The 14998-nt window shown below is 67.6% G+C and carries 17 protein-coding genes; 9 read left to right on the top strand and 8 right to left on the bottom strand.

Going from position 1 to position 14998, the window contains the following annotated elements:
• Nucleotides 1-16: 16 nt before the first annotated feature.
• From purF to folC, 4 genes are all read right to left on the bottom strand, one after another.
• Nucleotides 17-1525 carry an amidophosphoribosyltransferase gene (purF, locus tag M5C98_RS08425; protein ID WP_272552164.1) on the bottom strand — a complete coding sequence of 503 codons (1509 nt, stop codon included), beginning with the start codon at nt 1523-1525 and terminating at the stop codon, nt 17-19.
• A 78-nt stretch (nt 1526-1603) separates the two neighbouring features.
• Nucleotides 1604-2092: a CvpA family protein gene (locus M5C98_RS08420; protein ID WP_272552163.1), complete on the bottom strand. Its 489-nt coding sequence runs from the start codon at nt 2090-2092 to the stop codon at nt 1604-1606.
• A 24-nt stretch (nt 2093-2116) separates the two neighbouring features.
• A complete protein-coding gene (locus M5C98_RS08415) occupies nt 2117-2965 on the bottom strand; it encodes an SPOR domain-containing protein (RefSeq protein ID WP_272552162.1) in 849 nt (282 codons plus the stop codon).
• Between the two features lie 22 nt (nt 2966-2987).
• Nucleotides 2988-4313, bottom strand: coding sequence for a bifunctional tetrahydrofolate synthase/dihydrofolate synthase (gene folC / locus M5C98_RS08410; protein WP_272552160.1), 1326 nt, complete (start codon nt 4311-4313; stop codon nt 2988-2990).
• Nucleotides 4314-4360: 47 nt separating this feature from the next.
• Between folC and M5C98_RS08405 the strand changes: the two genes are divergently transcribed.
• From M5C98_RS08405 to M5C98_RS08380, 6 genes are all read left to right on the top strand, one after another.
• A complete protein-coding gene (locus M5C98_RS08405) occupies nt 4361-4774 on the top strand; it encodes an ArsC family reductase (protein WP_272552159.1) in 414 nt (137 codons plus the stop codon).
• 112 nt (nt 4775-4886) lie between these two features.
• Nucleotides 4887-5522 (top strand): glycine zipper 2TM domain-containing protein, encoded by a 636-nt coding sequence (locus tag M5C98_RS08400; protein WP_272552158.1) that lies wholly within the window; start codon nt 4887-4889, stop codon nt 5520-5522.
• A 182-nt stretch (nt 5523-5704) separates the two neighbouring features.
• Nucleotides 5705-6022, top strand: a complete 318-nt coding sequence (gene ppnP, locus M5C98_RS08395; RefSeq protein WP_272552156.1) for a pyrimidine/purine nucleoside phosphorylase — start codon at nt 5705-5707, stop codon at nt 6020-6022.
• Nucleotides 6023-6039: 17 nt separating this feature from the next.
• Complete coding sequence (argG, locus tag M5C98_RS08390) at nt 6040-7383, top strand: argininosuccinate synthase (RefSeq protein ID WP_272552155.1); 1344 nt, start codon at nt 6040-6042, stop codon at nt 7381-7383.
• A gap of 157 nt (nt 7384-7540) precedes the next feature.
• A complete protein-coding gene (gene sigJ, locus M5C98_RS08385) occupies nt 7541-8431 on the top strand; it encodes an RNA polymerase sigma factor SigJ (protein WP_272552153.1) in 891 nt (296 codons plus the stop codon).
• Nucleotides 8432-8566: 135 nt separating this feature from the next.
• Nucleotides 8567-9025 (top strand): carboxymuconolactone decarboxylase family protein, encoded by a 459-nt coding sequence (locus M5C98_RS08380; RefSeq protein WP_272552152.1) that lies wholly within the window; start codon nt 8567-8569, stop codon nt 9023-9025.
• Nucleotides 9026-9175: 150 nt separating this feature from the next.
• Here the strand turns inward: M5C98_RS08380 and murB are convergent, their stop codons facing one another.
• A complete protein-coding gene (murB, locus tag M5C98_RS08375) occupies nt 9176-10258 on the bottom strand; it encodes a UDP-N-acetylmuramate dehydrogenase (RefSeq protein WP_272552150.1) in 1083 nt (360 codons plus the stop codon).
• Between the two features lie 67 nt (nt 10259-10325).
• Between murB and M5C98_RS08370 the strand changes: the two genes are divergently transcribed.
• From M5C98_RS08370 to M5C98_RS08360, 3 genes are read left to right on the top strand one after another with little or no spacing between them, the layout of a single operon-like run.
• On the top strand, nt 10326-10811 hold the full coding sequence (locus tag M5C98_RS08370; protein WP_272552148.1) for a YajQ family cyclic di-GMP-binding protein: 486 nt from the start codon (nt 10326-10328) through the stop codon (nt 10809-10811).
• Nucleotides 10812-10860: 49 nt separating this feature from the next.
• Nucleotides 10861-11505, top strand: coding sequence for a retropepsin-like aspartic protease family protein (locus M5C98_RS08365; protein WP_272552147.1), 645 nt, complete (start codon nt 10861-10863; stop codon nt 11503-11505).
• 10 nt (nt 11506-11515) lie between these two features.
• A complete protein-coding gene (locus M5C98_RS08360; protein WP_272552146.1) occupies nt 11516-12535 on the top strand; it encodes an HD-GYP domain-containing protein in 1020 nt (339 codons plus the stop codon).
• 51 nt (nt 12536-12586) lie between these two features.
• On the opposite strand, the gene plsY is transcribed toward M5C98_RS08360, so the two are convergent.
• From plsY to M5C98_RS08345, 3 genes are all read right to left on the bottom strand, one after another.
• Nucleotides 12587-13216 carry a glycerol-3-phosphate 1-O-acyltransferase PlsY gene (gene plsY, locus M5C98_RS08355; RefSeq protein ID WP_272552145.1) on the bottom strand — a complete coding sequence of 210 codons (630 nt, stop codon included), beginning with the start codon at nt 13214-13216 and terminating at the stop codon, nt 12587-12589.
• 84 nt (nt 13217-13300) lie between these two features.
• Nucleotides 13301-13804 (bottom strand): aminoacyl-tRNA deacylase, encoded by a 504-nt coding sequence (locus M5C98_RS08350; protein ID WP_272552144.1) that lies wholly within the window; start codon nt 13802-13804, stop codon nt 13301-13303.
• Nucleotides 13801-14862, bottom strand: a complete 1062-nt coding sequence (locus M5C98_RS08345) for an aldo/keto reductase (RefSeq protein WP_272552143.1) — start codon at nt 14860-14862, stop codon at nt 13801-13803. Before M5C98_RS08345 ends, M5C98_RS08350 begins: the two co-directional genes overlap by 4 nt.
• Between the last annotated feature and the right edge of the window lie 136 nt (nt 14863-14998).

Below are 14998 nucleotides of genomic sequence, written 5' to 3'. Positions count from 1 at the left end.
TCCAAGCGAATGGCGATCAAGCGTCTTGTGCGTTGGGCAAGGCCAGGCGGGAGGTGTCTTCCTCCTGCGGCTCCTCCACTCCCACACGGCCTTCGTTCAACCGTGCGATGTCCTGCGCGGTGATGTCGCCTGTCACATACACGCCGTCGAAGCACGACGCGTCGAAGCCTTCGATGCGCCCGTTCAAGGAACCGATGGCCTTCTTCATGCCGTTGACGTCCTGGTAGATCAGCGCATCGCAGCCGATGGACTGCCGGACCTCTTCGACCGTGCGGCCGTGGGCCACCAACTCGCTGCTGGTGGGCATGTCGATACCGTAAACGTTGGGATAGCGCACCGGCGGCGCAGCGCTGGCCAGGTACACCTTGCGGGCACCTGCATCGCGCGCCATCTGAACGATCTCGCGCGAGGTGGTTCCGCGCACGATGGAGTCGTCCACCAGCAGCACGTTGCGGCCCTTGAATTCGCTGGCGATGACGTTGAGTTTTTGCCGTACGGACTTCTTGCGCACGCCCTGCCCCGGCATGATGAAAGTGCGACCCACGTAGCGGTTCTTGACGAAGCCTTCGCGGTATGGAATACCCAGCAGATGCGCCAACTGCGTTGCACTCGGCCGGCTCGATTCCGGGATAGGAATGATCACGTCGATCTCGTTGGGCGGCACGGTGGAGATCACACGCTTGGCCAATGCCTCGCCGAGGTTCAGGCGGGCCTGGTACACCGAGATGCCGTCGAGCACCGAGTCGGGACGCGCCAAATAGACGAACTCGAAGATGCAGGGGTTGAGCTGCGGCGCATCGGCGCATTGCTGCGCATGCACCGTGCCGTCGTCCGTGATGAACACGGCCTCACCCGGCTGGATATCGCGCTCGAAAACGTGGTTGGTCCCTTCCAGGGCCACCGACTCGCTGCCGACCATCACAGTGCCTTCCGGGCTGCGCCCCATGCACAGCGGGCGGATGCCGTGGGGATCGCGGAAAGCGACCAGCCCGTGGCCGGCGATCAGCGCGATCACGGCGTAGGAACCCTTCACGCGGCGGTGCACGGCGCGCACGGCTGCGAACACGTCCTCGGTCTGCAGAGGTACACCGCGAGTGGCACGCTCCAGCTCATGCGCGAACACGTTGAGCAGCACTTCGGAGTCGCTCTCGGTGTTGGTGTGGCGGTGGTCTGTCGAAAACAGTTCCGCGCGCAGCGATTGCGCATTGGTCAGGTTGCCGTTGTGCACCAGCACCAGGCCGAAGGGGGCGTTCACGTAGAACGGCTGGGCTTCTTCCTCGCTGTAGGCGTTGCCTGCCGTGGGATAGCGCACTTGACCCAGGCCGACCGTGCCCGGCAGCGCACGCATGTTGCGCGTGCGAAACACGTCGCGCACCATGCCTTTGGCCTTGTGCATGAAGAACTTGCGACCCTGCTGGGTGACGATGCCCGCCGCATCCTGGCCCCGGTGCTGCAACAGCAGCAGAGCGTCATAGACCAGTTGGTTGACAGGAGCCGTGCTGACCACGCCGACGATTCCACACATATTCGCATTCCATCCAAAGGCGGGCGATCCCGCAGTAAAAAATTGGTGCGGCACCACCTGGGTGGCTCCGCATTCCTGTCATGAAGGCAGATGCCTTCCCAGCGCTGGCGGCAAAGCCGGCTTCAAAACTTCCAGCATGCCCGTCAACATGGGGGCGGCCTGGGACTCTTTCCACCATAGCCCCTCATGCAAAGGGGTCCACAGCACCACCAGCGATGCGGCCAGCAGTAACACCATGCCCCGCAGTGCCCCAAAGGCGGCACCGAGCGTGCGGTCCACAGGCCGAAGGCCCACCGCCTCGATCAGCTTCTTGGCCAACCAGGCGAGAAATCCACAGGCGAACAGCGTGCCGATGAATGCCAGGGCAAATCCTGCGGCATGCCGGACCGACTCGGCCGAATCGGAAATCGGCAGCCAGCGCCCCACGTCCTCGGCCCACCACTGGGCCATGAAAAAGGCCATGACCCAACCCGCCAGCGACAACACTTCATAAATCAGCCCGCGCCAAGCCCCCAGCACCAGGGACCCCAGCAACACCGCCAAGAAAATCCAGTCCAGCGATGCCATGCACGCACGCGAGCCGTTGGCCGGCTACAGCGCAAGAACCGAAGCCGACAGGCCCAGGCCCTTCACGCGCGCGGCGGCCTTGTCCGCTTCGGCGCGGGAGGCATAGGGGCCGACCCGCACACGGGTGCGTTTACCGTCCTTGGTGTCCACCACCTGGGTGTAAGTCTTGAGACCGGCGCGCTCCAGCGACTGGCGCACTTCGCGGGCCTTTTCGGCATCGGCGAAGGCACCCACCTGCACGATCAGCCGGCCCTCTTCGCTTTTGGAAGCCGCCGCAGCGGCCGGCTGGGTATCGCGCCCTTCGAGCAAGGCCCGCGCACGCGCCGCGTCTTCCGAGCGCTGCGGTTTGGCTTCGGGCTTGGGTTCGGGTTTGGGTTCCGGCTTCGATTCGTGGACCTGCGGCTTGGGCTCTGGCCGGGGGGCCGGCTTGGGCTCGGCCCGCGCCTCGGGCTTGGACACCACCGCAGGCGCAGGAGCCGGAGCATGGACCGGCGCAGACGCCGCCGGCTTGGGCGCGTTGCGGCTGGACGGCACGACCTCTTCGCCTTCGGCCAAGCCACCGGCCGACGCCATGGCCGGGGCCGGGGCCGCCGGACGAGCTGGCGCCGCTTCGGGCACCACCAGGGGAGCCACCTTGTTGCGATCGGGAATGTCGATGGGAATATCGACCGGGATGGGGCGCGGCTGGGTGTCGAACAGGATGGGGAAACCCACCACCCCCAGCAACACCAGCACCGCTGCGCCGATCAGCCGATGCCGTGCGCGACGGCGCATGGCATCGATGCTCTCGGCCTGGGCATTGCGCGAACGCTTACCCGCGGGTTTGTCGGGTTGCTCCTTGCTGCCGGGCCACCGAAACTTGAAAAATGCCATGGAGTGCAGAATCGTGCGGACCTTATGCGCCCAGATGCTTGGCCTGCAGGCGAGGCGTTCCATTGGTCAGAACGCCGCCCACCGTGTAGAACGAGCCAAAGACCACGATTCTATCAGCCGGCTCCGCGGCATCGACGGCGGCCTGCAGTGCCTGCTGGGGGTCCGCGTGCAGGCTGGTAGGCACGGTGCGTCGCCCCCCGGCCACGATCTGCAGGGCGTTCCATTTCTGCTGCAGGCCTGCGGCGCTCTGCGCGCGGGGCGTAGGCAGATCGGTGAAATACCAGCGGTCCACCAGCGGGCCGATCTTGGCCAGCATGGGCCCCAGGTCCTTGTCGGCCATGGCGCCCAGCACCGCATGCGTGGTGGGAAAGAACCCCATCGCGTCCAGGTTGGCGGTCAGCGCCGACACCGAATGGGGGTTGTGGGCCACATCCAGCACCAGGGTCGGCTGGCCGGGAACGATCTGGAAGCGCCCGGGCAGCTCCACCATGGCCAGCCCGTTGCGCACCGCCTGGGCGGTGACCGGAAGCCGGTCGCGCACCGCTTCGAGCGCCGCCAGGGCGCCGGAGGCATTGACGAGCTGGTTGGCGCCCCGCAAGGAGGGATACGCCATGCCGGCATAGCGGCGGCCCCGCCCGGCCCAGCTCCACTGCTGCTTGTCGCCCGAAAAGTTGAAGTCATGGCCGAAGCGCCACAGGTCGGCGCCGATTTCCAGCGCATGGTCGAGCACGCTCTGCGGGGCCATGGGATCGCTCACCACCACGGGGCGGCCCGTGCGCATGATGCCGGCCTTCTCGCGCCCGATGGATTCGCGGTCGGGACCCAGGAATTCGGTGTGGTCGATGTCGATGCTGGTGATGACGGCGCAGTCCGTGTCGATCACGTTGGTGGCGTCCAGCCGCCCGCCCAGGCCCACTTCGAGAATGGCCACATCCAGCCGCGCCAGGCTCATGAGCCGCAGGATCGCCAGCGTGGTGAACTCGAAATACGACAGCGAAATGTCTTCGCCGTTCAGGGTCCTGGCGCTTTCCACGGCGGCAAAGTGCGCTATCAAATCCGATGCGGCGACGATCTCGCCGTGAATGCGGCACCGCTCCTCGAAGTGCACCAGGTGCGGCGACGTGTACACCCCGGTGCGGTAGCCCGACTGCAGCGCCACGGCTTCGAGCATGGCGCAGGTGGAGCCTTTGCCATTGGTGCCGGCCACGGTGATGACCGGGCAGTCGAACCGCAGATCCATGCGCCGGGCCACGGCGCGCACGCGGTCCAGGCCCATGTCGATGTTCTTCGGGTGCAGGCGCTCGCAATGGCCGAGCCAGCCTTCCAGGGTGTCGAAATTGGTGTGCATACGGGGCCGGATTGTCGCCGAGCGCGGCTTGCACGATGATCGGCGCCATGAGTACCCCCACCCGTACCCCCGCCCAAGCCGCTGCCCACCCGGACACCACCGTGCTCTACGGCATTCCCAACTGCGACACGGTCAAGAAGGCCCGCGCCTGGCTCGCCGCCCAGGGCGTTGCGCACCAGTTCCACGACTTCAAGAAGCAGGGCGTTCCGGCCGATCGCCTGCCGCATTGGGCCGATGCAGTGGGCTGGGAAAAGCTGCTCAACCGCCAGGGAACGACTTGGCGCAAGCTGGATGCGGACACCCAGGCCGCCGTGCACGACGCGGGCAGCGCCGCCGAGGTGATGAAGGCGCAGCCCAGCGTCATCAAGCGCCCGGTCGTGGAATGGGCGGACGGCCGCATCACCGTGGGTTTCAACGAAGCCGATTGGAACGAAGCCGCCACCACGAGCTCCAAGCCCTGAAACGGCACAAATCTTTACCCAGATTTACGGCCCCCGGCTGCAGGCTTGACACGGCGACCCTAAACTTTTTCTCAGCCTGATGCGTTGTACACCGACCGAAAGGAGCTTCTCCATGAAGAAAATCATCTTGTTGACCGCGCTGGCTGCCGTTGCAGCCGGTGCCAGCGCCCAGGAACAGGGCCGCGTCCTCTCCGCCACCCCCATCACAGAACAGGTGGCCATTCCCCAGCAGGTGTGCGGTAATGAAACCATCTACGGCGAATCGCGGCCGACCGGCGCCGGAGCCGTTTTGGGCGCCATCGCCGGCGGGGCCGCCGGCAACGCGGTCGGCAAGGGCAGCGGCCGCGCCGCCGCCACCGCCATCGGGCTGATCGGCGGGGCCGTGCTGGGCAACAACATCGAGGGCACCCGCCCCGAGTACCAGAACGTGCAACGCTGCTCCACCCAGACGTACTACGAGAACCGCACCATGGGCTACAACGTGCTCTACGAGTACGCGGGCCGCCAATACACCACCCGCACGCAGCACGATCCGGGCGCCTGGATTCCCGTCAGCGTGCAACCCATCGCCAGCGCGCCGCCGGCCCCCGCCTACTCCGGCGGATACGCCCAGCCGGGCGTGGTGGTATCGACCTACCCTGGCCCGCCCGCCTACGTGACGCCCCCGTCCACCACGGTCATCGAATACCACGACAGCTACGGCCGCCCCTACTACCCACCTCGTCCGCGCGATCCGTACTGGCGCTGAAGGGACCACTGGCCGGGACGGCCAACGCATCCAGCAGGGAGCCTTCGGGCTCCCTTTTTCGTGGGGCGCGCCTTCGGCCTGGCGTTTTCAGTGCGCCGCCTCGCACGGGGAACAGGGGCCGGCCGCAGCGTTCAACCTAGAATCTTCGGTTTTCCCCCTTCCTCTTCCTTTCGAGCGCATCCATGACCACCGAAACCATCGACGGCGTGTCCGTCACCACCCAAGCCAACGTGTATTTCGACGGCAAATGCGTGAGCCACAACATCACGTTTCCGGACGGCACGAAGAAATCGGTGGGCGTGATCCTGCCCGCCACGCTGACCTTCAACACCGGCGCGCCCGAGATCATGGAAGGCGTGGGCGGCGATTGCGAGTACAAGCTCGACGGCACCGACGCGTGGGTGAAGTCCGGCGCGGGCGAGAAATTCAGCGTTCCCGGCCAGTCGAAGTTCGAGATCCGCGTCGCCAGCGCCTACCACTACATCTGCCACTTCGGCTGAACCGCAAGGCACCGCACATGGCCACCATCCTCCAGAACCTGCCCCTGAACCAGAAGGTCGGCATCGCCTTCTCCGGCGGTCTCGACACCAGCGCCGCGCTGCGCTGGATGAAGAACAAGGGCGCCCTGCCCTACGCCTACACGGCCAACCTGGGCCAGCCTGACGAACCGGACTACGACGCCATCCCCGCCAAGGCGATGGAATACGGCGCCGAAAAGGCCCGCCTGGTGGACTGCCGCACGCAGCTCGCCCATGAAGGCATCGCCGCGCTGCAGGCCGGCGCCTTCCACATCAGCACGGCCGGCATCACCTACTTCAACACCACGCCACTGGGCCGTGCCGTCACCGGCACCATGCTGGTGGCGGCCATGAAGGAAGACGACGTCCACATCTGGGGCGACGGCTCGACCTTCAAGGGCAACGACATCGAGCGCTTTTACCGCTACGGCCTGCTCACCAACCCCTCGCTCAAGATCTACAAGCCCTGGCTCGACCAGCTGTTCATCGACGAGCTGGGTGGCCGCGCCGAAATGTCGGCCTTCATGACGAAGGAAGGCTTCGGCTACAAGATGAGCGCCGAGAAGGCCTACAGCACCGACAGCAACATGCTGGGCGCGACGCACGAAGCCAAGGACCTGGAGTTCCTGAACAGCGGCATCCGCATCGTGAACCCCATCATGGGGGTGGCGTTCTGGAAGGACGATGTTCAGGTCAAGTCCGAGGAAGTGTCCGTGCGCTTCGAGGAAGGCCAGCCCGTCGCACTGAACGGCGTCGAGTACAACGACCCCGTGGCGCTGATCCTGGAAGCCAACCGCATCGGCGGCCGCCATGGCCTGGGAATGAGCGACCAGATCGAGAACCGCATCATCGAAGCCAAGAGCCGCGGCATCTACGAAGCCCCGGGCCTGGCGCTGCTGCACATCGCCTACGAGCGCCTGGTGACCGGCATCCACAACGAAGACACCATCGAGCAGTACCGCATGAACGGCCTGAAGCTGGGCCGCCTGCTGTACCAAGGCCGCTGGTTCGACCCGCAGGCCATCATGCTGCGCGAGACTGCCCAGCGCTGGGTGGCGCGCGCCGTGACCGGCACGGTGACGCTGGAGCTGCGCCGCGGCAACGACTACTCGCTGCTGAACACCGAATCGCCCAACCTGACCTACGCCCCCGAGCGCCTGTCGATGGAAAAGGTGGAAGACGCGCCGTTCAGCCCCGCCGACCGCATCGGCCAGCTGACCATGCGCAACCTGGACATCATCGATACGCGCCACAAGCTGGGCGTGTACGCCCAGGCCGGCCTGCTGTCCCTGGGCGGCAATGCCGCGCTGGCGCAGCTGGGCGACGGCAGCGAGAAGAAGTAACGACAGGCGTCAAAAAGGCCTCCAGCGCTACTGCGACATGCGCTGGCAGCTATGAAAAAAAGAGCAACCGCCCCGCCACCCGGCCGGGCGGTTTTCTTTTTTTGGCAGGCGGGGCAGATTCCTGTCACAAACCGGCCCGGCCACCCGTCTTGAAGGCATGAACGCCGACACCTTCCCCGCCCCGGACCCGCACACCGCCACCTTCCAGCGGCACCGCCCGCGCCTCATGGGCGTGGCCTACCGCATGCTGGGCAGCCGGGCCGATGCGGAGGATGCGATGCAGGATGCCTGGCTGCGCTGGCAGGCCACCGATGCCGATCGCGTGCAGACGGCCGAGGCCTGGCTGGTGGCCACCGTCACCCGCCTGTGCGTGGACCGGCTGCGCGCCACCCGCACCGAGCGCCAGGCCTACAGCGGCCCGTGGCTGCCCGAGCCCTGGGTGGACCGCGACGCCACCGCGCCGGCGGCCGATGCGCGCGCCGAACTGGCGTCCGATCTGTCCATCGCGCTGCTGGTGGTGCTGGAGCGCCTGTCGCCCGACGAGCGCGCTGCCTTCCTGCTGCACGACGTGTTCGACAGCGACTACGCCGAGATCGCCGCGGTGCTGGACCGCAGCGAGGCGGCCTGCCGGCAACTGGTTCACCGCGCCCGCACCCAGGTGCGGCAGGACAAGGTGCGCTTTTCCGCCACGCCGGACGCCGCACGGGCCCTGCTGCATCGCTTCATGGATGCGATGCGCACGCAGGACCACGGCGCCCTGCTCGCCCTTTTCGCGCCGGACGCCACCTGGACGCCCGATGCGGGCGGCAAGGTCCAGGCCGCCACTAAGGTGGTGCGCGGCCCCCGGGCCCTGGCCCGGCTGGCGTCGGGCCTGTGGCGCGTGTACCTGCGCCACCTCACCGTGCAAGAGGTGCAGATCAACGGCACGCCGGGCCTGGTGCTGCGCGAGGACGGCACGCCGCGCGTGGCGCTGGCGTTGCAGACCGACGGCAAGCACATCCACGGCATCTACGCCGTGCTGAACCCGGACAAGCTGCGCGGGCTGTAGGCCCTGCCGCCGCGCGGTCTCCTTTTTCTGTCCCGTTCCCGATGGCATGGCACCCGCGCCGGGTACGGGCCGCGCCATGGGGCAACGGTTTTCTCACCGCTCCTTCATCCAACCCAGCGCCAAGAAAGGCTCCCCATGTCACACGCCCGCATCGACCTCATGAACAACCATCCCGCCACCGCGAAAGCCATGATGGCGCTGGAAAACCAGCTGCGCGCCGGCGCGCTGCCCCTTTCCCTCAAGGAACTGGTGAAGATGCGCGTGTCGCAGATCAACGGCTGCGCGTTCTGCATCGACCTGCACGTGGGCGTGGCCCGGCAGCATGGCGAGACCGACCGGCGCCTGCACCTGCTGGCCGCCTGGCGCGAAGCCGGCCTGTTCGATGCCCGCGAACGCGCCGCGCTGGCCTGGGCCGAATCGCTGACCCGCCTGGACGCCACGCAAGACGTGCCGGACGCGGTCTATGACATGGTGGCGGCGCAGTTCTCGGAGGCAGAGATCGTCGAGCTGTCGCTGGCCGTCGTCGCCATCAACGGCTGGAACCGGTTCCAGGTCGCCTTCCGCGCGCCACCGGCGGGCGGCGCCGGCGCCTGAGCGCCCCGTTCGGGCCACCGCACGGAAAATCAGAGCCAAAACAGGCCCATGCCCTAGAAAATCATGCCGTTTATGCTATCAATAAAATAGCAATCTCTCGGCGACGGCTTTCGCAGCCGCTTCGCGGCAGAACCCGCCGCAAGCGCCAAGCTAGACCACCACCGGCTCCGGCTCCAGCCGGATGCCGAAGCGCTCGTACACGCTGGTCTGGATCGCCTTGGCCAGCGTCATCACCTCGCCGCCGGTCACGCTGTCGGCGCCGCGGCCGCGGTTGACCAGCACCAGCGCCTGCTTTTCGTACACCCCGGCCTTGCCCACGCTCTTGCCCTTCCAGCCACAGGCATCGATCAGCCAACCCGCCGCCAGCTTGATGGTGCCGTCGGGCATGGGGTAGTGCACGATGCGCGGCTCGCGGGCAATGATGTCCGAGCACTGGTCGGGCGTGACCGTGGGGTTCTTGAAGAAGCTGCCGGCATTGCCCACCACGGCCGGGTCGGGCAGCTTGGCGCGGCGCACCTCGCACACCCAGTCGAAGATCTGCTGCGCCGTGGGATCGGCCACGCCGGCCTCTGCACGCTTGCGCTCCAGGTCGAGGTAGCCCAGCACGGGCTTCCAGGGCTTGGGCAGGCGAAAGCGCACGTGCGTGATGGCAGCGCGCCCCGCCAGGCCCATGCCGCGCGGCGCGCTGCCCTCGGCGGCGTCCCCGGGGGCGGTGGGCGCCTGGTGCTTGAAGACGGAATCGCGGTAGCCGAACGCGCACTGGGCGGCATCGAGCGTGAACGGCTGGCCCGTCGCCAGGTCGATGGCGTCCAGGGACTCGAAGCGGTCCTGCAGCTCGACGCCGTAGGCGCCGATGTTCTGCACGGGCGCCGCGCCCACGGTGCCGGGGATGAGCGCCAGGTTTTCCAGGCCGGGGAACCCGTGCGCCAGGGTCCAGGCCACGGCGTCGTGCCACGATTCGCCCGCACCGGCCTCCACGATGAAGGCCTGGGGGGTTTCCTGCACCAGCCGCAGGCCCTTGATCTCCATCTTGAGGACCACGGGCTTGACGTCGCCGGTGAGGACGATGTTGCTGCCGCCGCCCAGCACGAAGACGGGAGAGGCCGCCAGCTGCGGGTCGGACACCAGGGCGCGCACGTCATCGACCGAGCGGGCGCGCACCAGCGTGTGCGCGCGGGCCACGATGCCGAAGGTATTGCAGTGCTGCAGGGGAGCGTTTTTCTCGACTAACATCAGCCGGATTGTCGCACCCGGCCCCTTTTGGCGGCCGGGTTCTCCCCCAGTTTCCGAGAGTGATGCCATGCCTTCTTTTGACACCGTTTGTGAAGCCAACCTCGTAGAAGTGAAGAACGCGGTCGAAAACACCGCCAAGGAAATCGGCACCCGCTTCGACTTCAAGGGCACATCCGCCGCCATCGAACTCAAGGACAAGGAGATCACGCTGTTCGGCGATGCCGACTTCCAGCTCACCCAGGTGGAAGACATCCTGCGCAACAAGCTCACCAAGCGCAACGTGGATGTGCGCTTTCTCGACATGGAAAAGCCGCAGAAGGTCGGCGGCGACAAGGTCAAGCAGGTCGTGAAGGTGCGCAACGGCATCGAGAGCGAGCTGGCCAAGAAGATCCAGAAGCTCCTGAAGGAAAGCAAGCTCAAGGTGCAGGCCGCCATCCAGGAAGAAAAAGTGCGCGTGACCGGCGCCAAGCGCGACGACCTGCAGGCCGCCATGGCCCTGCTGCGCAAGGAAGTGGTGGACATTCCGCTGTCGTTCGACAACTTCCGCGACTGACATTTCACGCTGCCTGCTTCATCACGCCCCGCACCCCACGGCCACCCCGATGCTCCTGCGTGCCCTGCCCCTCGCTGCCGCCCTGGTGCTCGCGCCGTGGCAGGCGCACGCCCAGGCGGTGGCACTGTCCGGCATTCTGGGCACCAAGGCGCTGCTCGTGGTCAACGGCGGCGCGCCGCGCGGGGTGGGCCCGGGTGAAAGCCACCAGGGCGTGAAAGTGGTCTCGGTCGGCCGCGACGAGGCGGTGGTCGAACTGGCCGGCGCGCGGCGCACGTTGATCCTGGGCGAGGCCCCGGTCAGCGTGGGCAGCCGCGGGGCAGGCACGGGCAAGCGCGTGGTGCTCACCTCCGACAGCCGCGGGCATTTCGTGAACAGCGGCACCATCAACGGCCGGCCGATGCAGTACCTGGTGGACACCGGCGCCAGCACCGTGGCCATCGGCCAGCCCGAGGCGGACCGCATGGGCCTGGCCTACCGCAGCGGGCAGCCCGTGGTGCTGGGCACGGCCAATGGCACGGCCCAGGGCTGGCGGATCAAGCTCGATTCGGTGCGCATCGGCGACGTCGAGGTGCTCGGCGTGGACGCCGTCGTCACGCCCCAGGCCATGCCCTTCGTGCTGCTGGGCAACAGTTTCCTGAACGAGTTCCAGATGAGCCGCATCAACGACCAGATGGTGCTGGAAAAACGCCAGTAGCGTGCGTACCATGCCCCACAGCCCCACCAGCGCCGGCGAGCCGTCCGACAGCGAATACGAAGACCTGCTCGGGCTTTGGTCGGACCTGGAATCCGCACTGGCGGTGCTGCTGTCGCGGCCCCTGCAGGTGCACGATTTTCCTGCCAAGGTGCGCCAGTGCGACCGATGGCTGCAGGACCTGGTGGCGCATGACATCGACGCGGCGCTGTACCTCATGTTCCAGCTAGCCTCCACCTCCACGGTGGGCTACAGCACCTCGCACGCCCTGGTGTGCGGCACGCTGTGCCACATCCTCGCGCACGAGCTGCAGCTGCCCTCCCTGGAGCGCGACAGCCTGGTGCGGGCAGCGATCACCATGAACATCGGCATGACCGCGCTGCAGGACGAACTGGCCAACCAGCGCGAGCGGCCCAGTCCCGCGCAGCAGGAAGCCATCGAGGCGCACCCGCTGCGCAGCATGACCCTGCTGGAGCAACTGGACGTGAAGGACCCGCTCTGGCTGGACGTGGTGGGGCAGCACCATGCGCCCCTGACCGAGACAGAGCCGCTGGCGGGCATGCCCGCGGAAGAGCGGCTCAACCGCATCCTGGGCACCATCGACCGCTACGCCGCCATGATCAGCCCGCGCAAGTCGCGTGCGGGCCGCAGCGCCACGGATTCGGTGCGCGCCATCGTGGGCCAGGACGTGGACCGGCGCGACGAGGTCACCTATGCGCTGGTGCGCGCCGTCGGGCTGTGCCCGCCCGGCACCTTCGTTCGGCTGGACAACGGCGAGACCGCGCTGGTGCTGCGCCGCAGCGAGAAGGTCAACTCTCCCCTGGTCGCCAGCCTGCTCGACCGCGACGGCGAACACCTGGCCCAGCCGCGCCTGCACCAGACGGCCACCGGGCGCCCCCGCATCCAGTCGGCACTGGCAAGGCCGGCGGTGAAGGTGGAGATCAACCACCGCACGCTGGTGCGCCTGGGCCACTATGCGGCCCAGCACAGCAGCGGGCTGATGGGGCTGGTGAACACGCCGGGCCGGCCGTAAGCCGCGTCACGCCATGCCGGGCGACAGGCCCGAGCCCGCCCACCCGCCGATTCAGGGCTTTTTCTTGCCCAGCCGCGATTCGGTGCCGGCCATGAGGCGGCGGATGTTTTCGCGGTGCCGCCACACCAGCAACGCCGACATGGCCGCGATGGACACGCCGATGGTCGCATCGGTGTACCAGAGCACGCCGCCGAACATCACGTAGTACAGCGGCGCGAACACCGCCGCCGCCAGCGAGGCCAGCGACGAATAGCGAAAGAAGAAGGCGATGATGACCCAGGTCAGCAGCGTGGCCAGCCCCAGCCAGGGGCTGATGCCGACCAGCACGCCCAGCGCCGTGGCCACGCCCTTGCCGCCTTCGAAGCGGAAGAACACGGGCCACAGGTGCCCCAGGAACGCCGCCAAGCCCACCAGCGCCACGGTGCCGTCCTCCAGGCCATAGGGCTTGCCGAAGGCCTGCACCAGCACCACGGGCAGCCAGCCCTTGACCGCATCGAGCAGCAGCGTGATCACGGCCGCGGCCTTGGAGCCGGAGCGCAGCACGTTGGTGGCGCCGGGGTTCTTGCTGCCGTAGGTGCGCGGATCGTTCAGGCCCATGGTGCGGCTCACGATGACGGCGAACGACAGCGAGCCCAGCAGGTAGGCGGCCACGGTGGCCAGGAGGCAATAGACAGTGGTCAAGGTAGTGAGTCCTTCAGGATGCAGGCGCCAGGAAATGCCGGGTGGCGGCGCCTCGAAGGCGCGGCACCGGTTCGGCGGGGCGGCCTATTCTGCCAGCGCGCACTGCACCGGCTTTGCACCGAGCAACTGCACGCACACCTGCGGATCGATCTGCACGAGAAAGCCCCGGCGGCCGCCGTTGATGGCGATGCGCGGCAACGCGAGGATGCTCTCCTCGATGTACACCGGCATGTCGCGCCGCGTGCCGAACGGCGAGGTGCCGCCCACCAGGTACCCGCTGTGGCGGTTGGCCACCTCGGGCTGGCAGGGCTCGACCGACTTGGCGCCGATCTGCCGCGCCAGGTTCTTGGTGGACACCTTGCGATCGCCGTGCATCAGCACGATGAGCGGCTTGGCGTCCTGGTCCTGCATCACCAGCGTCTTGACGACCCCATGCTCGTCCAGCCCGAGGCTGGCCGCGCTGTGCGCGGTGCCGCCGTGCTCCACGTAGTCGTAGGGATGCTCGGTGAAGGCCACGCCCTGGCGCCGCAGCCACTGGGTGGCCGGGGTTTCGCTCACATGGGCGGCCTTGGCGGCCTTCTTGCTCACAGGGCCGGGTCTCGCAGTTCCCAGCGGACCGCATCGATGGCCGCGAGCAGCTCGGGCGAGAGGGTGGTGCCCCAGGCATCGAGGTCTTCGTCCAGCTGGGCCAGCGAGGTCACGCCGATGATGGTGCTGGCCACCTGCCACTTGGTGTAGCAGAACGCCAGCGCCATCCGCGTGGGCGTGAGGCCGTGCTCGCGCGCCAGCGCGTTGTAGCGGCGCGAGGCCTCCAGCGCCTCGGGCCGGCCCCAACGCTGCTTGCGCACCGATTCGTAGCTGGCGATGCGCGCGCCCTTCGGCGCACCGTCGCCGGTCGTGCCGCTGGCGTCGTACTTGCCCGTGAGCAGCCCGAAACCGAGCGGCGAATACGCCAGCAGCGACACGCCCAGGCGGTGGCAGGACTCGTCCATGCCGTTTTCCCACGTGCGGTTGATGAGGCAGTACGGGTTCTGCACCGTGGCCACGCGCGGCAGGCCGTGCTGCTCGGCCAGCCGCACGAATTCGTGCACGCCGTACGGCGTTTCGTTGGACAGGCCGATGGCACGCACCTTGCCGGCCTGCACCAGCCCGGCCAGCGCCTGCAGCTGGTCGTGGATGGGCGTGGCCGAAGTTTCCTTGGCGGGGTCGTAGTACACCGTGCCGAACGCCGGCACGTGGCGCTCGGGCCAGTGGATCTGGTAGAGGTCGATCACGTCGGTCTGCAGGCGGCGCAGGCTGGCGTCGCACGAGGCCACGATGTCGGCCGGGGTCATTCCCTTGCCTTCGCGCACCCAGGGCATGCCGCGCGACGGGCCTGCCACCTTGGTGGCCAGCACCGTCTTTTCGCGGGCGCCGGGGCGGCTGGCGAACCAGCGGCCGATGATGGTTTCGGTGGCGCCAAAGGTCTCTGCGCGCGCCGGCACGGCATACATTTCGGCGGTGTCGATGAAGTTCACGCCCCGCTCCAGCGAGCGGTCGAGAATGGCGTGGGCCGTGGCTTCGTCCACCTGTTCGCCGAACGTCATGGTGCCCAGGCAGATGGGCGTGACCTGGAGCGCGCTGGCGCCCAATGGGATTTTTTGCATGGGGAGAGGACCTACAAGCTGCGGATGGGCTGGGCAGAATAATGGATTTTCCCCGTTCCCGCAGCGAGCGCGCCGCATGCCCGAAGGCCCCCGCAGCGGGAGCGAAAAGCGAGCGGGCCGCCGCTTGTCCCAGCCT

This window comes from Acidovorax sp. NCPPB 3576 (assembly GCF_028473605.1).
GTDB lineage: Bacteria > Pseudomonadota > Gammaproteobacteria > Burkholderiales > Burkholderiaceae_C > Paracidovorax.
This window is presented reverse-complemented; position numbering and strand designations above follow the sequence as displayed.